Source organism: Mycolicibacterium sp. XJ662 (assembly GCF_053484035.1).
This window is the reverse complement of the sequence record NZ_JBEFTL010000003.1, coordinates 201382-221458: the sequence shown is the minus strand read 5'-3', so window position 1 is coordinate 221458 and position 20077 is coordinate 201382. Positions and strand designations below refer to the sequence as shown.

The 20077-nt window shown below is 67.2% G+C and carries 17 protein-coding genes; 11 read left to right on the top strand and 6 right to left on the bottom strand.

Annotated elements, in window-relative coordinates; all coding sequences use genetic code 11:
• Positions 1-5: 5 nt before the first annotated feature.
• From ABQE93_RS11935 to ABQE93_RS11910, 6 genes are read right to left on the bottom strand one after another with little or no spacing between them, the layout of a single operon-like run.
• Complete coding sequence (locus tag ABQE93_RS11935; protein ID WP_448407713.1) at positions 6-677, bottom strand: SDR family oxidoreductase; 672 nt, start codon at positions 675-677, stop codon at positions 6-8.
• A gap of 9 nt (positions 678-686) precedes the next feature.
• Positions 687-2138: an acyl-CoA synthetase gene (locus ABQE93_RS11930; protein ID WP_448407714.1), complete on the bottom strand. Its 1452-nt coding sequence runs from the start codon at positions 2136-2138 to the stop codon at positions 687-689.
• Positions 2135-2908, bottom strand: coding sequence for an SDR family NAD(P)-dependent oxidoreductase (locus tag ABQE93_RS11925; RefSeq protein WP_448407715.1), 774 nt, complete (start codon positions 2906-2908; stop codon positions 2135-2137). Before ABQE93_RS11925 ends, ABQE93_RS11930 begins: the two co-directional genes overlap by 4 nt.
• Entirely contained in the window at positions 2899-4542 is a 1644-nt protein-coding gene (locus ABQE93_RS11920; RefSeq protein WP_448407717.1) for an AMP-binding protein, read from the bottom strand. Before ABQE93_RS11920 ends, ABQE93_RS11925 begins: the two co-directional genes overlap by 10 nt.
• On the bottom strand, positions 4539-5288 hold the full coding sequence (locus ABQE93_RS11915) for a GntR family transcriptional regulator (RefSeq protein ID WP_448407719.1): 750 nt from the start codon (positions 5286-5288) through the stop codon (positions 4539-4541). The genes ABQE93_RS11920 and ABQE93_RS11915 overlap by 4 nt, the downstream gene beginning before the upstream one ends.
• The gene (locus ABQE93_RS11910) at positions 5285-6898 is read right to left on the bottom strand and encodes a Vgb family protein (RefSeq protein ID WP_448407721.1); all 1614 of its coding nucleotides are present in this window, start codon (positions 6896-6898) and stop codon (positions 5285-5287) included. Before ABQE93_RS11910 ends, ABQE93_RS11915 begins: the two co-directional genes overlap by 4 nt.
• A gap of 138 nt (positions 6899-7036) precedes the next feature.
• Here ABQE93_RS11910 and ABQE93_RS11905 point away from each other — a divergent pair, with 138 nt between their 5' ends.
• The 11 genes from ABQE93_RS11905 to ABQE93_RS11855 are packed head-to-tail and all read left to right on the top strand — an operon-like array spanning position 7037 to position 20070.
• Positions 7037-7882, top strand: coding sequence for an SDR family NAD(P)-dependent oxidoreductase (locus ABQE93_RS11905; protein ID WP_448407723.1), 846 nt, complete (start codon positions 7037-7039; stop codon positions 7880-7882).
• An 8-nt stretch (positions 7883-7890) separates the two neighbouring features.
• Positions 7891-9276 carry an aromatic ring-hydroxylating oxygenase subunit alpha gene (locus tag ABQE93_RS11900; RefSeq protein WP_448407724.1) on the top strand — a complete coding sequence of 462 codons (1386 nt, stop codon included), beginning with the start codon at positions 7891-7893 and terminating at the stop codon, positions 9274-9276.
• A complete protein-coding gene (locus ABQE93_RS11895) occupies positions 9273-11132 on the top strand; it encodes a flavin-containing monooxygenase (protein ID WP_448407726.1) in 1860 nt (619 codons plus the stop codon). Before ABQE93_RS11900 ends, ABQE93_RS11895 begins: the two co-directional genes overlap by 4 nt.
• Before the next feature lie 60 nt (positions 11133-11192).
• Entirely contained in the window at positions 11193-12107 is a 915-nt protein-coding gene (locus ABQE93_RS11890) for an SDR family NAD(P)-dependent oxidoreductase (RefSeq protein WP_448407728.1), read from the top strand.
• Entirely contained in the window at positions 12100-13257 is a 1158-nt protein-coding gene (locus ABQE93_RS11885; RefSeq protein WP_448407730.1) for a CaiB/BaiF CoA transferase family protein, read from the top strand. The genes ABQE93_RS11890 and ABQE93_RS11885 overlap by 8 nt, the downstream gene beginning before the upstream one ends.
• Positions 13247-14398: an acyl-CoA dehydrogenase family protein gene (locus tag ABQE93_RS11880; RefSeq protein ID WP_448407731.1), complete on the top strand. Its 1152-nt coding sequence runs from the start codon at positions 13247-13249 to the stop codon at positions 14396-14398. The genes ABQE93_RS11885 and ABQE93_RS11880 overlap by 11 nt, the downstream gene beginning before the upstream one ends.
• A 5-nt stretch (positions 14399-14403) precedes the next feature.
• Positions 14404-15321: an acyl-CoA dehydrogenase family protein gene (locus ABQE93_RS11875; RefSeq protein WP_448408048.1), complete on the top strand. Its 918-nt coding sequence runs from the start codon at positions 14404-14406 to the stop codon at positions 15319-15321.
• Entirely contained in the window at positions 15318-16232 is a 915-nt protein-coding gene (locus ABQE93_RS11870) for a Gfo/Idh/MocA family protein (RefSeq protein WP_448407732.1), read from the top strand. The genes ABQE93_RS11875 and ABQE93_RS11870 overlap by 4 nt, the downstream gene beginning before the upstream one ends.
• A complete protein-coding gene (locus ABQE93_RS11865) occupies positions 16229-17386 on the top strand; it encodes an acyl-CoA dehydrogenase family protein (protein WP_448407733.1) in 1158 nt (385 codons plus the stop codon). The genes ABQE93_RS11870 and ABQE93_RS11865 overlap by 4 nt, the downstream gene beginning before the upstream one ends.
• Positions 17383-18339: an acyl-CoA dehydrogenase family protein gene (locus ABQE93_RS11860; RefSeq protein ID WP_448407734.1), complete on the top strand. Its 957-nt coding sequence runs from the start codon at positions 17383-17385 to the stop codon at positions 18337-18339. The genes ABQE93_RS11865 and ABQE93_RS11860 overlap by 4 nt, the downstream gene beginning before the upstream one ends.
• Positions 18340-18357: 18 nt before the next feature.
• Positions 18358-20070: a thiamine pyrophosphate-binding protein gene (locus ABQE93_RS11855; protein ID WP_448407735.1), complete on the top strand. Its 1713-nt coding sequence runs from the start codon at positions 18358-18360 to the stop codon at positions 20068-20070.
• Positions 20071-20077: the final 7 nt, after the last annotated feature.

Here is a 20077-nt window from a genome sequence, read left to right as displayed (position 1 = left end):
CGCGCTCAACGGCCGTCGGCCGCGATACGGTCCACCGCTTCGCGGATCGGTGTATCACCGGAGATCAGTTCGAAGGTCTGGCCCGCCGTGCCCGGGGTGTCGAGCACGGCCAACAGCACCGCGGCGACATCCTCGCGCGGAACGCTGTCACGCCCGGTCTTCTCGGCGACCGTCACCGTGCCCGTGCCGGGGTCGTCGGTCAGCAGACCGGGCCGCACGATCGTGGCGTCCAGGCCCGCGCGTCCGCGCACATCGTCGTCGGCGGCACCCTTGGCGCGCAGGTAGGCCACGAACACCGGGGCACCGGCCTCGTCGGGTGCCTCGATGTCGGCGCCCATCGCCGAAATCATCACGTAGCGGCGAACTTTGGCAGCTTCTGCGGCGTCCGCCAACAGGACCGCAGCGCCCCGGTCGACGGTGTCCTTGCGGGCCGCTTCGCTGCCGGGACCCGCGCCCGCGGCGAAGACCACCGCGTCGGCGCCGTCGAGATGCGCTGCGACGTCGTCGACGGACGCCTGTTCCAGGTCCAGCACCACGGGTTGGGCGCCGAGCTGTTCGAGGGCTTCAGTATGGGCGGGGTTGCGGATGATGCCGGCGACCGAGTCGCCGCGCTGGGCCAGCATCCGTTCCAAGATCCTGGCGATCTTGCCGTGGCCGCCCGCGATGATGACGCGCATACGTCGATCCTAGGTGGCCAGCCGGGCCCGCAGCTCCCGCTTGAGCACCTTGCCGTAGCTGTTCTTCGGCAACTCGTCGATGAACTCGTAGCGTTTGGGCCGCTTGAACCGGGCGATGCGCTCGAGCAGATGCGCGTCGAGTTCAGCGCTCGACACGGAGCCGACGATGAACGCGACCACGACCTCGCCCCATTCCTCATCGGGTGCTCCGACGACGCCGGCTTCGGTGACTCCCGGGTGCTCGAGCAGCGCCTCCTCCACCTCGCGCGGATAGATGTTGCTGCCGCCGCTGATCACGACGTCCTTGGAGCGGTCCCGCAGCGTGAGGTAGCCGCGCTCGTCGAACGAGCCCATGTCGCCGGTGCGCAGCCAGCCGTTGTGCAGGGCGGCCGCGGTGGCGTCGGCGTTGTTCCAGTAGCCCGACATGACCACGTCACCGCGGCAGACGATTTCGCCGATCTCACCGGTGGCGGCCGGGCTGCCGTCGCTGCGCAGCACCGCGACGTCGACACCGGAGCGCGCATAGCCGACGGAGCCCAGGATCGCGTCGTCGGTGCCGATGTGGTCAGCGCGGCGCAGGCCGGTGATCGTCATCGGCGCCTCGCCCTGGCCGTAGAGCTGGACGAAGACCGGCCCGAACGCGGCCATCGCCTTCTTGAGGCTGTCGACGTACATCGGGCCGCCGCCGTAGACCACCGTGCGCAGGTTGTGCGGGCAGGCGCGGCCGGTCTGCACCAACCGCTGCACCATGGTGGGCGCCAAAAACGCGCTGCAGCCGGGATGGTGTTCGCACAGGTCGAGGAACTCTTGCGGTTCGAACGAGGCCGATTCTGGCAGCACCTGCCGGGCACCGCGCAGCACGTACGGCGGGATGTACAGCCCCGACCCGTGCGACATCGGCGCACCGTGCACCAGGCTGCAGTTCTCGTCGGGGGAGTCGAAGTCGGCCAGATGAGAAACGGTCATCGCCATCAGGTTGCGGTGCGAGAGCATCGCACCCTTGGACCGTCCGGTGGTTCCGCTGGTGTAGAACAACCACGCCAGCCCCTCAGGGTCGGTATCAGCCGGGGCGGCGCCGGGCGCCGCGGCGAGCCGCTCCGAATATGCAGGGCTGCCGATGATTTCGGTGCCGGCAAGGCCCTCGGCGATCTGCGGGGACGCGAAGACCAGCGCTGCGCCCGAGTCGTCGAGGATCTGTTGCATCTCGCGCGGGTGCAGCTTGTAGTTCAGCGGCACGTACACACACTGCGCCGCCCAGACGGCGAACATCAGCTCGATAATTTCCGGGCGGTTCTCGGCCGCGACCGCGATGCGGGTGCCCGGGGGGCCGAGGGTGCCCGCGATCCGCAGCGCGCGATCCCTCAACCGGGCCCACGTATATAGTTGGCGCTCACCGCAATACACTGCGCCACGCTCGCCGAGCCGGGCGGCGGCCTGGTCGAGCAGCGCGAACAGGTTCACCGGGCCACCCATTCGGAGTTCAACGCGAAGTCCGACAGATACTTGGTGGAACTCCAACCGCCGTCGACCACGATCGTCTGCCCGTTGATGAAACCCGCACCGTCCGAACACAGGAACGCCACGGTGCTGGCCACATCGTCGACCTCGCCGAGGCGCGGGAACGGCGTCATCTCGGTGTTGATCTTGCGGAACCGCTCGTCCTCGAGCCGGCTGGCCACCATCGGCGTCAGCGTCACACCGGGTGCGACGGCGTTGCACCGGATGCCTTGGGGCCCGTACTGGCACGCGATGTGGGTGGTTAACGCCGTCAGCCCGCCCTTAGCCGCCGAATACGCGCCGCCGCGCAAGCCGCCGACGACGGCGAACGTCGACGTCACGTTGACGATCGCCGAACCCGGCTGCATGTGCGCGACCACATCACGGGCCAGCCGGAACGGGGCACGCAGCATCAAACCCAGGAAATAGTCCAGTGTTTCGTCGTCGGTTTCGTGCAGCGGCTTGGGGCTGCCCACCCCGGCGTTGTTGACCAGGAAGTCGATGCGGCCCCACCGGTCCAAGGCGGTTTGCACGATCCGTTGCGGGCCGTCGTCGGCGGTCAGGTCGATGGCGACGGTGGCCACCCGGTCGCGATCGCCGATCGCCGCCTCCAACTCGGCGAGCCTGGACTCGTCGCGGCCGGCCCCGACCACCGCCATACCCGCCTCGGCGAGTTTGGTCGCACAGCCGAAGCCGATTCCGCTGCTTGCGCCCGTCACGATCGCTACCTGCATTTCGGTTCACCTTCGCTCGTCAGCGCTGCCTGGATCTGATGTTTGAGGATTTTGCCCGCGTCGTTCTTGGGCAGGCTGTCCCAAACGACAACCTGTTCGGGGATTTTGAACTTGGCCAGCCCGTCGCGCAGCAGCAGATCGCGTATCCCGCCGAGGTCGGGTGGCTGCTGGTCGGAGGCGACGATCACCGCGCACGCCCGCTCGCCTGTGCGTTCGTCGGGCAGGCCGACCACGGCGATCTCGGCGATGCCGGGATGGGTGGCGAGCAGGTCCTCGACTTCCTTGGGGGAGATGTTCTCCCCGTTGCGGATGATGATGTCCTTGGCCCGCCCGGTGACCAGCAGATAGTCGTCGTCGACCCAGCGGCCCAGATCGCCTGTGCGGAAGTAACCTTCGTCGTCGAAGGCAATGACCTCGTCGTCGGGATGCAGGTAGCCGACGAGCATCTGCGGGCCGCGCGCCCGGATTTCTCCGTCCACCAGCTTGATGTCGGCGATGCCGGCGCGGCCGTCGGTGTCTGCTGCGTGCTCGGTGTTCTGCAACGAGCCGACGGTGGTGACCGGCACTTCGGTGGAGCCGTAGACCCGTGATACGGCAGCGGTTTCGAAGTAGTCGGTGGCCCGACGGATCAACGACGGCGGCACCGACGCGCCTCCGCAGATGAACACCTTCAAGTCGGGCAGCCGGGTGTCCGCCCGTTCGGCGGCGGTGAGCAGCCCGTCGAGGAAGGGCGTGGCGCCGGCCATGTGGGTGATGCGCTCGTCAAGCATCAGCGCCACGGCCTCGTCAGGTCGCCACCGGTCCATCAGCACCGCCGTGCTGCCGAGCAGCAGCGGACACTCGAACGCGTAGATCGACCCGCCGATGTGCGCGATCGGGGACGGCACCAGGAACCTGTCGCCGCTGTCGACGTCCCAGTGCTCGCCGATCTGGCGAATCAGAGCGTGGATCGAGTTGTGGGTGTGCAGCACCCCTTTGGGCCGACCGCTGGTACCCGAGGTGTAGAGGATCATCCGAACCGTATCGGCGTTGAGTACCGGCAACACCGCTGTACCCGGTTCGGCGAGCAGCGACTCGTAGGGCGTGTGCCCCCCGCGAACGTTCCTTACCGCTCGAAGACCCGGCAATTCTTCGAGTGGTAAGGAACGTTCGTCGCCCTCGACTGGTTCGCCCGCACCCCGTACCACGACCACCTCGGGCGGCGCGGACATCGCGGAGGTGACCCGTTCCAGCATGGCGCCGTAGTCGTGGTTACCGAAGACCGACGGTACGAACACGGCACGGGTGTCGGCGTCGGACAGGATGAACTGCAGTTCACGGTCGCGCAGCGAGGGCAGGATCGGGTTCACCACCATGCCGGCCAGCGTCGCGCCGAGGTAGACGACGGCCGCCTCGTGCCAGTTCGGCAGCATGAACGACACCACGCTGCCGGCGGGCATGCGTGAGGTGAGCGCATGCGCCAGCGCGGTGGCCTGCGCGTGCAGGGTCTCGCAGTCGAGCCGAACGACGCCGTCCACCAACACAGTTCGGTGTGGCGTGGTCCGGGCGGCATCGCGAAGCGAGTCGGCCAGCGTCTCGTGCACCCACAGCCCACGCCGGTAGGCGTCGGCCACGCGGGCCTCCTCGAGTCTCACGGCGCGACCTGGCCCTTGATGCGGCGCATGGTCATCCTGTGCCGGTAGCGCGACGACGGATGGGTGTTGATGGTCACCTGGGCCACCTCACCGTCCGACGTCTTGTATTCGCGTCGCATCTGCAGCGCGGCGCTGCCCTGCTCGATCTGCAACGCGTCGGCCATGTCCTGGCCGGCCACGATCGCCGAGATCTCCTGGTGCACCTCGACGATGCTCACCCCGAAGAGGTCTTCGATCAGCGGGAAGATCGGGTCGGAATGGCGTCGCAGCAGCCGGCCGATCGCGGCGAACGCGCGGTTGATGTAGTACTCGGCCACACAGACCGGTGCGCTGTTCTCGTCGGCCTGCCGGTATCCGCGCACGGCCAGCCACTGTGAACCGGGGGCCAGACCCGTTGTGGCTGCCAAGTCGTCGTCGACGGTGACCAACGCGTTGGACTCGATCACCAGCTGTGCGCCCGCGGCGAACGCCAGCAGGTCGTTGATCGACATCACATCCTGGGCATAGGAATTCGTCGCGGGCCGCGGTACGACGAGCGTGCCCGCGCGGGGCCGGGAGGCGACCAGGTTGTCGTCACGCAGCCGGCGCAACGCCTCACGAACTGTGTAGCGGCTGACCTCGAACCGTTCGCACAGCTGTTGTTCGGTGGGCAGCTGCGACCCCACCGGATACACCCCGTCGACGATTTCCTTTCGCAGGGTGCGCGCCACCTGAAGGTACCGGTGGTCGGTGGGGTTGACCGTCATGTCGGGTTCCGGCGCAACGCCAATACGCTGCCGTCACCGTCGGCCGAGACGTACAGTGTGCCGTCGGATCCCATCGTGATTCCGGCGAACGGGCCCTGCGGGCCGGAGAACGGCGGCATCCCCTTCAGCGGCTTGGGCTCGACACCCGGGGGCGCACCGACCGGCAACCCCGACGCGATCGTGGTGTGCGCGCCCGTGGCCAGATCCACCGCGAGCACCGCTTTCGCGCCGGCGTCGACGACGTAGAGGGTGCCGTCGGCGACGTGAATGCCCTGCGGCCGTTGCAGCCCGTCGAGCACGGTCTCGGTCGCACCGGTCAGCCGCACCACCCGCCCGGCACCGGATTCGGCGACCAGCGGATGGCCGTCGGCGTCGAACGCCACACCCACCGGGTCCTGCAGACCCGATGCCACCACCTCGGTGCCGCCCGACCGCAACGCGTGCACCCGGCCGGTGCCCAGTTCGGCGAAGACGATCGCATCGTCGGGTCCGACCGCCACCCCGTAGAGCTGATCGAATCCGTCGGCCAGATAATCGGTTTCGCCGTCGGCCGGCCGGTACCGGCCGATCTGCCCGCCGGACGTGGCGACCACGAACGCACCCCGGCCCGCGGGCGCCAACCCGCGTAGGAAGCCCGGATAGCCCGGGCTGAACAGCATTCCGACGGTCCGCAGCGAGCCGTCGGCGCCGACCGCGTAGAAATAGGTGCCGTCGGCGACATAGAGGGTGCCGTCGGCGCCGACCGCCAGATCCAGCGGCCAGTTCAGGCCACCGGGCAGCACCGTACGGGTCTCTCCGGAGCCGAGGACCTCGGTGATCTCACCGGTGAAGTTGGAGACCAGGATCCGGTCACCGACAAGCGTGAGGTTGTCCAGGCCGGGGGTGAGCTGTGCCATCAGCGTCTTGTCGCCCGTGCGCGGGTCGATGCGCAGCACCTGCCCGCTGGCCACCTGCGTGGAGACGATATAGCCCTGCGGGTCGAACTTCACCGCGTCGGGTACCCCGAGATCGGCAGTAACCCGTTGTGGCTCACCGCCGTTGGGATCGATTCGCCAGATCTCGTTGGCCGTCATCAGCGGGTAGTACAGCAGGCCGTCGGGGCCGACCTCCATCGCGTTGGGGGAGGGGAGGTCCTCCAGCAGAAGCCGCACCGCGCCGGTGTCGCGGTCGACCTCCATCAACCGTCCGCCGTCGCGGCATTCGTTGATGAACAGCCGGTCCTGGTGCACGGTGATGCCGTTCGCGCAGGGCAGGTCGTCGCGCAACACCCGGGTTTGCCCGCGCGGATCGCGCACGCTGACGCGTCCGTCCATCACCTCGGTGGCGTACAGGTTCCCGCTCGCGTCGAACGCGACGTCGTCGGGCGCGACGATGTCACCGCCCTTGGCGCTCACGGTGGATATCTGACCGGTGCCCAGATCCAGTGCGCTGATCTGGCTTCCGGTGACCTGAGCGACGTAGACGCGCCCGTCGGGCCCGGTGCGCAGACCGTTGGCGCCGAACAGCCGGCTCGGCGCGGTGAGGCGTTGCAGTCGCCAGCCCTCGGCGACGGAGGGCGTCGGCCCGGTGTAGCGGGCCTGCGGAGGTGATCCCGTCGCGGATTGCGTCATGAAATCGCACCGTATCAAGCTCAGTTGGTCCAGACAATAGTCTGAGCTAGCTGCTCACCGACCCTTGACGGACCGATTAACGCTGCGGAATAGTGTTCTGCAATATGCAGAGCACCGTATGTTGTCCGGACAATTAGTGTGAGCGAGCTTCTCGGGCTGGCCGGCCGCGTCGTCGTGGTGTCGGGGGCCGGTGGCGGCGGTATCGGCACCACCGTGACCCGTATGGCCGCGCAGGCCGGCGCCACCGTGGTGGCGGTCAGCCGGTCGAAGGAAAACCTCGACGAGCACGTCGCACCGCTGGCCGCCCAAGGCCTGCCGGTGCAGCCGGTGGCCGCCGATGCCTCCACCGACGACGGCATCAGCACGGTCATGGAACACGTGCGTTCCACCGAGGGCGACCTGTACGGCCTGGTGAACATCGCGGGCGGCGCCGCACCCGCCACCTGGATGCCGGCCACCCGGGTGGCCCGCGACGACTGGCGCGAACTGTTCACCGCGAACCTCGAGACGGCGTTTTTCATGAGCCAGGCCGTCGCGTCCGAAATCCGACAGCGGGGCAACCCGGGGTCGATCGTGTCGTTGTCGTCGATCAGTGGCATGAACACCGCGCCGTTTCATATCGCTTACGGCACCGCCAAGGCCGCGGTCGCCGCGATGACCCGCACGATGGCCGCCGAGCTGGCGCTGGACAACATCCGCGTCAACGCCGTAGCGCCCGGTGTCACCGAGACCGCCGCTTCGCGCACCTACGTCGACGAAAACCCGGACCGCGACCGCCGCGCGATCGCAATGGGCCGCCGCGGCCGGCCGGAGGAACAGGCCGGCGCGATCCTGTTCCTGCTTTCCGATCTGTCCAGCTACATCACCGGGCAGACGTTGCTGGTCGACGGCGGGCTCAACCTCAAGTGGACCCACCTGGACGCCGACAACACGTCGCTGTTCCTCAAGGACGAAACCTTCCGCAGCGAGATCAAGCGGTTTTAGGAGAACCAATGACCGATCTGGAAGCCCAAGTCGCCGAAGAACTCTCCGAGCCGATGACCATCGGCGTCGAGGCCTACATCTCCGAGGAGTACGCCCGCGCAGAACGTGACAAGCTGTGGCGCAAGGTCTGGCAGCAGGTCGGCCGGGTCGAGGACCTCAAAGAGGTGGGCAGCTATCTCACCTATGACATCCTCGACGACTCGATCCTGATCGTGCGCACCGGAGAAGGGAACTCATCCGGGGACTTTCGGGCTCACCACAACGTGTGCATGCACCGCGGCCGCCGGCTCGTCGACACCCCCGACGGCGCCAAGAACGCCTGCGGCCGGGCCCGCAAGTCGTTCGTGTGCGGATTCCACGGCTGGACATACGGTCTCGACGGCGCGTGCACCCACATCCGCGAACAGGACGACTGGAAGGGCGTGCTCACGCCCGAGAACACCCACCTGGCACCCGTCCAAGTCGACACCTGGGGCGGCTGGCTGTTCATCAACATGGACCCCGACTGCGAACCGCTAGCCGACTACCTGTTCCCGGCGGCCAAGATCCTCGACCCGTTCGGCTTGGAGAACATGCGCTACAAGTGGCGCAAGTGGCTGTACTTCGACTGCAACTGGAAGGTCGCGCTGGAGGCCTTCAACGAGACCTACCACGTGTTCACCACCCACCCGGAGTTCAATAAGTTCGGCGAGTTCAAGGGCTGGGCCAAGGCGCAGGGCAGGCACAGCAACATCGGCTACGACGCGCCAAAGGACATGGAGGCCACCAAGTCCAAGATCCGGCTGGGCACCGGCGATGACCCGCGCGTCTCGACCGCCGAGATGCAGATGTACACCTGGGAGCAGACCAACGCCACCACCACCGAGACGCTGGTGAACGCGGCCAGGCGGCTGGTCGACGAACTGCCCGAAGGCACCCCGCCCGATAAGGTCCTCGAGCACTGGTTGGCGTCGGCCAGACGTGACGACGAAGCCCGCGGGGTGATCTGGCCGACCATCCCGGCCGATATCCTCGGGCAGGCGGGCACGGCCTGGCAGGTCTTCCCGAACTTCCAGGTCGGCCAGGGGCTGACGACCGCGCTGTGTTACAGCGCCCGCCCGCACCCCAGCTACGACCCGAACAAGTGCATCTTCGAGGTGGCGACGCTGGAGCTGTTCCCGAAAAACCAAGAGCCACAGACGCAGTGGGAGTACACCCCCAAGGACAGCCCGGACTGGCTGTCGGTGCTGCCCCAGGACTTCTCCAATATGGCCGCGGTGCAGCAGGGCATGAAATCGCTCGGCTTCCCCGGCACCAGACCCAACCCGTACCGCGAACGCAGCACCGTCAACCTCCACTACCAACTGTCCCGGTACATGGGCACCGGCGAACCACAGGAGCTAACCGACCGATGACCGAGACGCTGGATACGTCCGCACCGCCGTGCGGTCCCACAAAGACCCCCGACGACATCGATATCGACGCGCTGCGCGAGAAGTACGCCCAGGAGCGGGCCAAGCGGCTGCGAGCCGAAGGTTCCAAACAGTACGTCGAGCTGACCGACGACTTCGCCGGCTATTACGAAACCGACCCGTACACCCCTGCCGCACCCCGTGACCCGATCACCGAGGACATCGACGTCGCGGTGCTCGGCGGCGGCTTCGGCGGTCTGCTGTCGGCGGCATACCTGAAGAAAGCCGGTGTGGACGACGTCCGCATCATCGAACTCGGCGGTGACTTCGGCGGGGTCTGGTACTGGAACCGGTATCCGGGAATCCAGTGCGACAACGAATCCTATTGCTACATCCCGATGCTCGAAGAACTCGATTTCATGCCGTCGAAGAAGTTCGCCGACGGCACCGAGATCTACGAGCACTGCCGAAACATCGGTAAGCACTTCGGCCTCTACGACGGGGCGATCTTCTCCACCCAGGTGCGCAACCTGCGCTGGGACGACGATATCCGCCGGTGGCGGATCAGCACCAACCGCGACGACGACATCCGTGCCCGGTTCGTCGTCATGGCGTCGGGTCCGTTCCACCGGCCGAAACTGCCTGGCATTCCCGGTATCAAGGACTTCAAGGGGCACAGCTTCCACTCGTCTCGGTGGGACTACGACTACACCGGCGGCGACGCCACCGGCAACCTGCACAAGCTGGCCGACAAGCGGGTCGCGGTCATCGGCACCGGCGCCACCGCAATCCAGATCGTCCCGTTCCTGGGCAAGGACTGCGAACACCTGTACGTCTTCCAGCGCACGCCCTCCACGGTCGACGAACGCAACAACGCCCCCACCGACCCGGAGTGGGTGAAATCGCTGAAACCGGGCTGGCAGAAGGAACGTCAGCGCAACTTCCACTCCTGGACGTTCGAAGGCATGGCGCTGGGCCAGCCGGATCTGGTGTGTGACTTCTGGACCGAGCTGGGCCGCAACACCGCCGCCCGGGTGATGGCGCTGGAGGATCCGTCGACGCTGACGCCGGAGCAGTTCATGGCGATCCGTGAGGAAGAGGACTACAAGATCATGGAGCGGCTGCGCCGCCGCATCGCCGAGATCGTCGACGACGAAGACACCGCGGAGGCGCTCAAGCCCTACTACCGCTTCCTGTGCAAGCGACCGCTGTCCAACGACGAGTACCTGCCGACGTTCAACCGGCCCAACGTCACGCTTGTCGATGTATCGGATTCCAAAGGCGTGGAACGGATCACCGAGAAAGGCGTCGTCGCCGGCGGACAAGAGTACGAGGTCGACTGCATCATCTACGCCAGCGGCTTCGAGATCACCACCGACATCAGCAGGCGCTATTCGATGGACACCATCGAGGGCCGCGACGGGCTCTCGCTCTACGACTACTGGCGCGACGGCTACAAGACCCTGCACGGGATGACCAGCCGCGGCTTTCCCAACCAGTTCTACACCGGCTTCACCCAGGTCGGCATCTCGGCGAATATCGCGTCGAACTACGAACTGCAGGGTGAGCACATCGCCTACGTCATCGCCGAGGCGCTGAACCGCGGCGCCACCACGGTGGAGCCGACCCAGGAGGCCCAAGACCAGTGGTGTGCCACCGTGCGCGAGACGGCCGTGGACAATTCGGCGTTCGACGCGTCCTGCACACCGGGCTATTACAACAACGAAGGCGGTGGCGGCGGTGAGGGGCTGCGCTCTCACCTCGGCGACCCGTACGGTCCCGGCTTCTACGCCTTCGGCGACCTGCTCAAGGACTGGCGCGACAAGGGTGACCTCGATGGCCTGGTACTCGGCACCTAGCGATTTGGGTGCGTTCAGGCGCGGTGAGCGCACCTTTCCGCACACAAATCGGAGGTTGAGTTGAGATTCGACGACCGGGTCGCCGTCATCACCGGCGGCGGTCGCGGTCTGGGCCGAGCGTATGCGTTGCTGCTGGCGGCGCGCGGCGCGAAAGTCGTGGTCAACGATCCCGGCGGCGCCCTGACCGGCGACGGGTCCGACACCGGCCCCGCCGAGGACGTGGTGCGCGAAATCGTCTCGGCTGGAGGCGAAGCGGTGGCCAACACCGATTCCGTGGCCACCGCGGCCAGCGGTCAAGCCATCGTCGAGTCCGCGCTGGACCGGTACGGCCGCATCGACATCCTGATCCACAACGCCGGAAACGTCCGTCGCGCATCGCTGAAGCAGATGAGCTACGACGACTTCGACGCCGTGGTCGACGTGCACCTGCGCGGCGCGTTCCATGTGGTGCGGCCGGCGTTTCCGGCCATGTGCGACGCCGGCTACGGCCGGATTGTGCTGACCTCTTCGATCGGCGGACTGTACGGCAACCACCAGGTCGCCAATTACGCCGTCGCCAAGGCGGGCGTGATCGGGCTGTCCAACGTCGCGGCGATGGAAGGCGCGGCTGACGGCGTCATCAGCAATGTCATCGTGCCCGCCGCCGTCACGCGCATGGCCGAAGGCATTGACACATCGGCCTATCCGCCGATGGGTGCGGACCTGGTGGCTCCGACCGTGGGCTGGCTCGCGCACGAAACCTGTTCGGTCACCGGCGAAACCTTCATCGCGTTGGCGGGTCGGGTGGCCAGAGCGTTCGTCGCCGAAACGCCCGGCGTGTACCGGCCGTCGTGGTCGATGGAAGAGGTGGCCAGGCACATCGCGACCATCCGCGACACCTCGGATCCGGTGATTTTCCCCGTGGTGCCCGACGGTCACGGCGACCACATCCGGTACAGCTTCGCGATGGCCAACCAGGGAGCGCTACATGGCTAGCGGTCCACTCAACGGTATTCGCATCGTCGACCTGACCGCGATGGTGATGGGTCCCTACTGCACCCAGATCATGGCCGACATGGGCGCCGACGTGATCAAAGTCGAACCGCCACAGGGCGATAACACCCGCTACATCTCGGTGGGTCCGGTGTCGGGAATGAGCGGGGTGTTCGTCAACGTCAACCGCGGCAAGCGCAGCGTCGTCATCGATCTGCAGACCGACGCTGGAAAAGCCGCGATGCGTAGCTTGATCGAAACCGCCGACGTGTTCATCCACTCCATGCGGTCCAAAGCGATTGCCAAGCTGGGGTTCGGGTATCAGGACGTCGCCGCGATCAACCCCGCCATCGTCTACACCAACTGCTATGGGTACGGCAGGCGCGGGCCGGAGCGAGACCGCCCCGCCTACGACGACACCATCCAGGCCGAATGCGGAATACCCTTCGTCCAACAGCAACTCACCGGGGAGGCCGACTATGTCGGCACCATCATGGCCGACAAGGTGGCCGGGCTGACCGCGCTCTACGCGACGACCATGGCGCTGTTTCACCGCGAGCGCACCGGCGAGGGCCAGGAGGTCGAGGTCGCCATGTTCGAGACGATGGCGGCGTTCATGCTGGTCGAACATGCCAACGGCGCGATGTTCGACCCACCGCTGGGGCCGGCGGTGTATCCGCGCACGGTGGCGCCCAACCGCAGGCCCTACCGCACCAGCGACGGCTACATCGCCGCGCTGATCTACAACGACAAGCATTGGAACGCGTTCGTCAACGCCGTCAAACCCGCCTGGGTCAACGAATCCCACGCGACCCTGGAGATGCGGGCCCGCGACATCGACAGCGTGTACGGGTTGTTGGCCGAAACGATGAAGGAGCGCACCACCGCCGAGTGGCTGGCGTTGTTCGGTGAGCTGGAGATCCCTGCTGCGCCGTTGAACTCGCCCGCCGCATTGTTCGACGACCCACACCTCAACGCGGTGGGTCTGTTCGAGACCGTCGACACACCCCACGGGCCGGTGCGGTTCCCCGGTGTGCCGACGTGGTTCTCGCGCACACCGGGAGGTGTCGCAGGCCCGGCGCCGGAGCTGGGCGCCGACACCGCGGAGGTGCTCGGCGAACTGGGTGTGGCAGGTGCCGACCGTGCGATTTGACATGGGTGAGCAGGCGGCCACCCTGCGGTCCGAACTTCGGGCGTTGGTCAAAGACAATGTGCCGGAACACTACTTGGGCGCGTTCACCGACGACCCGGCCGATCTGGAGGTCGCGCAGCGGTTCTGCAAGGTGCTGGCCGAGCGGGAACTGCTGTGTCTGGCCTGGCCCAAGGAGTTCGGCGGTGGCGGAGCCTCGGTGTGGGAGCAGACCGTTGTGCGCGAGGAGATGTGGGCGCACCACGAACCCCGCGGCGCGCAGTACATGGGCGTGAACTGGGTCGGGCCGATCATCATGCGGCACGGCACCGAACAGCAGCAGCGCACGCATCTGCCACCGATCGCACGCGGCGAGGTGATCTGGTGTCAGGGTTTCTCGGAGCCGGAGGCGGGTTCGGATCTGGCGTCGCTGCGCACCAGCGCCCGCCGCGTCGACGACGGCTGGCTGGTCAACGGGCAGAAGATCTGGACGTCCTACGCCACGATGGCGCAGTGGTGCTTTCTGCTCGCGCGGACCGCCAAAGGTGAGAAGAAGCAACAGGGTTTGACGATCTTTCTGGTGCCGATGGACGATCCGGCCATCACGGTGCGCCCGATCGGCACCATGTTGGGCCCGCACCACCTCAACGAGGTGTTCTTCGACGATCTGCACGTCACCGACGCCGACGTGCTGGGCACTGTCGACCAGGGCTGGTCGGTCGTGCAGGATGTGATGGCGTTCGAGCGGGTCGGCATCGCCCGCTACGCACGGTGCGAACGGTTGTTGGCCGCCGCGCCGGCCGTACTCGGCGAGCGCTGGGACGAACTCTCCGCGGAGTTGCGCAGCCGATGGATCAGGATGCTGACGCACTGTCGGCGCGCCCGGCTGATGGCGTATCGCGTGGTTTCGCTGCAAAGCAGCGGGCGTATCCAACCCGGCGACGCCGCGGCGTACCGGATCGCGGTGACCCGACTCGATCAGGACAGCGCCGAGGTGCTGATGGACATCGCGGCCGAGGTACCCCGCGACGTTCCCCGCGCGACGTGGTTTCGCGGCGAGGTCGAGGACCACTGGCATTATTCGCAGGCCTCCACGGTCTCATCGGGAAGCATTGAGATGCAACGTATCCTGCTGTCGCGTGCATTGTTGGCGGCCGCCAAATGAGCGATATGGTCCTGGATCTGTCCGACGACGCCGTCGAATACGGGCACCAAGCGCTACGGGCCTTCGAGGCCGCGGGCGGTGACCTGCTGGTGCGGCAAGCCGAAGCCGACCCGGTTCGCCGTGAGGCGCTTGTCGGCTCGGTCCTCGCCGGGCTGGGCGCATGGGATCTGGACCCCCGCGCCGACGCCGACGGGCTTGAGGCCGCGGCGGCGCTGTGCCGAAGCGCGGGCTACTGGGCGCTGCCGTACCCGGTCGCCGAACGGCTGGCCACACCGACCGGTCTGGACGCCGACGGGCTGATCGTGGTCGCCGGACCGCGTCCGGCCGGTCCGGTCGGCGGGCTCGACCTTCGCTGGGCGGCAGTGACGTTCGACGGTACCCGCAGCTCGGTGCGCGCACAGGGCCCGACCGGGCCGGGGTTCGTCACCGAGTTGGAGTTGTCCCGCGTCGACGACGACGGCGCCGCCGACCTGGCGCTCGGTTTGGTGTTGCCGTGCTGGACCCTGTTGGGCATGCTCGACCGGGCGATCGAGCTGGCCGTCGCCCATATCGGCCTGCGCAAGCAGTTCGGGCAGAGCCTGTCGGCGTTTCAGGGTGTGCAGTTCCAACTCACCGACGCCGAAGTCGAACGTAGCGGGCTCGACATCCTCGCCAAGTACGCGCTGTGGAGCATCCAGGAAGACTTGCCCGAGGCCCTCAACGACGCGCTGGCCCTGAGGATGTCGGCGATCGAGGCCGCCGAGGTGGTGTTCCGGGTCTGTCACCAGCTCCACGGCGCGGTCGGCTTCTGCGACGAGACCACGTTGTCGTGGCTGTCGCGCTACAGCCAGCCGCTGCGCCGGCTGCCGCTGGGCCTCTCGGCGACCCGTGACCAGCTGACGCGAAGCGCGGGTCGCGCCGGTCTGACGGGGCTGTACGCATGAAGGTCGTCGTGATCGGCACCGGCTTCGGCAAGCACGCCGCGGCCCCGGCCTATCAGAACGTGGGCTTCGACGTCGAGGTGGTCAGCCCGCGCGACGACGCGGAGGTCAAACGTGCGCTGGCGGCCGACGTCGACCTGGTGTCGGTGCACTCACCACCGTTTCTGCACCTCGAGCACGTGATAGGTGCGATCGAGCAGGGCCGTGCGGTGTTGTGCGACAAGCCGTTCGGACGCAACGCCGAGGAGGCGGTCGCGATGCGCGAGGCGGCCCATTCCGCAGGCGTCGCCAACTTCTTGAACTTCGAGTTCCGGTTCAACGAACCGTGGGCGAAGCTCAAAGCGCTCGCTGACGCGGGAACCATCGGCACCCCAAAGCATCTGAGTTGGAACTTCTTCGGCAGCGGGCTGCGCGGCCGCCCGCTCGGCTGGATCAACGACCGCGACCTCGGCGGCGGCTGGATCGGCGCCTACGGCTCCCATCTGATCGACTTCACCCGCTGGCTGTTCGGCAGCGACATCGTCGACTGCGGCGGCCTCAGCCGCACCGACATCCCCGGCGCCACAGCCGAAGACGGATACTCGGGCTGGTTCCGGCTGGCCAACGGGGCCACCGCCACCCACGACACCGGGTTCGCCGCCGCCGTGCCGTCGACACCGCGCGCTACGCTGATGGGCAGCGGCGGGACCATCGAGTTGACCGGTGACACCACGCTGGTGGTGCGTCGGCCCGGCGAAGAACCCGCCACCACCGAGTTCGACCCACCCCCGCGGCGCACCCCGCCGCCCGCGCAAGCCACGTACTTCGCCGAGGTCGCCGAGGCGCTGCGCACCGGCGCCGCGATCAGCCCCTCGTTCGACGACGGCGTGGCCTGCGCGCGTGTCATGGACCAGCTTCGGGCGAACGCCTCATGACTGCCCAGTTTCGGCAACGGGTGCGGCAGTGGTGCGTCGAGCACATCCCGGCCGACTGGCGCGAGCAACAGACCGGCGCCACCGACGAACAGTTCGTCGCCTTCCAGAAGGCCTGGTTCGCCGAACTGCACAGCGCGGGTTTCGCCGTGCCGCACTGGCCGAGCGAATGGGGCGGCGGAATGTCGGTCGCCGATCAGGTCGTGCTCTACCAGGAGTTGGCCCGCCACGACGCGCCGCGGCTCGTGCTGGCGTTCGTCGGTATCCACCACGCCGCGTCGACGTTGTTGGTGGCCGGAACCGAGGAGCAGCGCCGCCGCCACCTGCCCGCCATCCTCGACGGCGAGATCTGGGTGCAGGGTTTCTCCGAACCCGAGGCGGGATCGGATCTGGCGAGCCTGCGCACCACGGCACGCAAGTCCGGAGACACCTATGTGGTCAGCGGGCAGAAGCTGTGGGCCAGCGGCGGTATGCACGCCGACTGGTGCCTGCTGTTGGCGCGCACGGATCCGGATGCGCCCAAACGGAAGGGCATCTCCTACTTCCTACTGGATATGGCCACACCCGGTGTCGAGGTGCGGCCGATCCGCAACGCGGTCGGCGACTCCCACTTCTGCGAGATCTTCCTCAACGACGTGCCGATCCCGGCGGCCAACCTCGTCGGCCCCGAGAATGCCGGATGGCAGGTCGCGCAGGCCACGTTGGGCGCCGAGCGGGGTATGACGATGCTCGAGCTCGCCGAGCGGCTCGGCAACGCCGGCTTTCGCTGGTTGGTGCAGTCCAGCCCTGTCGACGATCCGATAGTCGCCGACCGGTTGGCGCAGTTCGAGACCGAGATCACCGGGCTGCGTGGGCTGTGCCGAAAGCTGGTGGAAAACAACGAGAGCGGCCAACCCGGACCCGCTGACGCGTCGATAGTCAAGCTCTACTACAGCGAACTACTGCAGCGGATGACCGATTTCGGCGCCGAGGTCGGCGGTCTGCCCGCCCACACCGAGTTGACCAAACCGATGTCGAGCGGTTGGGAGTCCGGTGCGTGGGTGCTGGACTTCATCGGTTCCTGGGAGTGGACCATCCCGGGCGGTTCGAGCGAGATCCAGCGCACCATCATCGGCGAGCGCGGCCTCGGCCTGCCGCGAGAGCCGAGCACCCCATGAACACCGAGTTCGCCGAGTTCCACGACGAACTGCGCTCGGTGGCACACGATCTGCTCGGCAAGGACCGCGCCGTGGATTGGGCCACGCTGGTCGAGGCCGGCTGGGTCGGACTGGAGGTGCCCGAGCAGTTCGGCGGGGCCGGGGCGACGTTCGACGAAGTCGCCGTCATCTGCGAGGAAATGGGCCGCGCCGCCAGCGCCACCAGCTATCTGGGCAGCGCGGTGTTGGCCGTCGGCGCCGTCAACGCGCTGCAGCCCTCCGACACCCGCGACGAGCTATTGCGTGACATCGCATCCGGTGCGACCCGCGTGGCCGTCGCGTTCGACCCGTACGAGTTCGTCCCCGACGCCGAGGGCGCGGACCGGGTGCTCGTCGTCACCGACAGCGGCATCGCCGAACCCGCCGTCACCGTCACCGCGCAACCGGTGCTCGACGAAACCCGCTGTCTGGCAAAGGTAGCTATCGCAGAAGCCCAAGGTGAGGTGCTGCGCTTCGCCGATAACCCCGGGGCCGCGTTACAAGGGCTGCGCGATCGGGCCGCCGTCGCCGTCGCGTGCGACAGCCTGGGGCTCAGCGAGGCCATGCTCACCGCCACCGTCGACTACGCGAAGGTGCGCCAACAGTTCGGCAGGCCCATCGGGTCCTTCCAGGCCGTCAAACACGCCTGCGCCGACATGCTCGTCGGCATCACCGTCTCGCGCCAACTCGTCGGCACCGCGGTACACGCCCTCACCGCAGGCGACCCGGACGCCGGCGTCGCCGCCGCGATGGCCAAATCACACACATGCGGCGCGGCCGTCGACATCGCAGGCAAGGCCATGCAGCTTCACGGCGGCATCGGCTACACGTGGGAAAGCGGCCTGCACACCTACCTCAAACGCGCCGCGCTCAACCGCGCACTGTTCGGTTCGCCGGCAACCCACCGTCAACGACTCGCACAACGCTATCGCTAACGACACCAAGGAGTTTCCATGGGCATACCCGTATACAAGCGCATCCTCGACCTGTTCGAGGCCGAGGGGATCAACACGCTGTTCGGTATCCCCGACCCGAACTTCGTGCACATGTTCGCCGAGGCCGACGCGCGCGGATGGTCGGTGGTCGCGCCGCACCACGAACTCAGCGCAGGGTTCATGGCCGAGGCCGCGTCGCGGATGACCGGCAAGCCGGGACTGTGCATCGGCACCCTCGGGCCGGGCATGGCGAACATCGCGGGCGCCATCCAGTGCGCACTCGTCGAGAACTCGCCGGTGATCTTCCTTGGCGGTCAGCGCGCCCGCATCACCGAGCGGCGCGTGCGGCGCGGCCGTATCCAATTCGTGCAGCAGGAACCGCTTTTCGAGGCGTCGGTCAAGTACAGCAGCTCGATCGAGTACGCCGACCAGACCGACGAGATCATCCGCGAGGCGATCCGCCGCTCGATGTCAGGCACGCCCGGACCCAGCTATGTGGAGTTCCCGTCGCACGTGATACTCGAAGAGCTCGATGTCGCAAATGCCTTACCCCCCAGTCGGTATCGCCTCGTCAACCAGGGGGCAGGCGCGCCGGAGGTCGCCGAGGCTGTGAGGCTGATCCGCGAAGCGAAGAGCCCGATCCTGCTCGTCGGCCACGGCGTACACACCTCCCGCACCCAGCAGGAGGTCAAAGAGTTGGCCGAGCTGATGGCGTGCCCGGTGATCCAGACTTCCGGAGGCACCTCGTACATCCCGGGACTGCAGGACCGGACGTTTCCGTACCTGTTCTCCCCGGCCGCCAACGAGGCGGTGGAGGAATCCGATTTGTGCGTCGCGCTGGGAACCGAACTCGGCGAGCCCATGCACTACGGCAAAACCCAGCACTGGGCCGGAAACGACGCCAACCGCAAATGGGTTTACGTCGAGCAGGATCCAGCGGCCATCGGCGTCAACCGCCCGTTCGATGTGCCGCTGGTCGGCGATCTGCGCGGCGTCGTCCCGCAACTCGTCGAGGCGCTGCGCGACACCCCGCGCGAACCGTCGGCCAACCTCGAGAAGTTGGTCAAGGCCGACTCCGAAGAATTGGCGGAACTCGCCACATCCGCGCCGTCGGGCCGCACGCCGATTCATCCGGCGCGGTTCGTCGTCGAAGCCACCAAGGCGTTCGATGAACTCGAGGACGGCATCATGGTGCGCGACGGCGGCGCGACCGTGATCTTCCAGTGGACCTACTCGCAGTGCAAGCCGCGCGACGTGATCTGGAACCAGAACTTCGGACACTTGGGCACGGGACTGCCCTACGCGGTCGGAGCGTCGATCGCCGAGGGACGCAAACGCCCGGTGATGTTGCTGACAAGCGACTCTTCGTTCCTGTTCCATATCGCCGAACTCGAAACAGCCGCCCGCGAGGGCGTACCGCTGGTGTGTGTGGTCGGCGTGGACCACCAGTGGGGCCTGGAGGTCGGCGTCTACAAGCGCACGTTCGAGCAGCCGTCCCCGCAGCCCGGGGTGCACTGGAGCAAGGACGTCCGGATGGACAAGATCGCCGAGGGCTTCGGCTGCCACGGCGAATACGTCGAGAAGGACGACGAGATCGGTCCGGCCATCGCCCGCGCTTATGCCAGCGGCAAGGTGGGTGTGGTGCACGTGAGCATCGACCCGAAGGCCAACTCTGAGGAGATGCCCAAGTACGACCGATTCCGGACCTGGTATGCAGAAGGCACACAGTAGAGAAAGA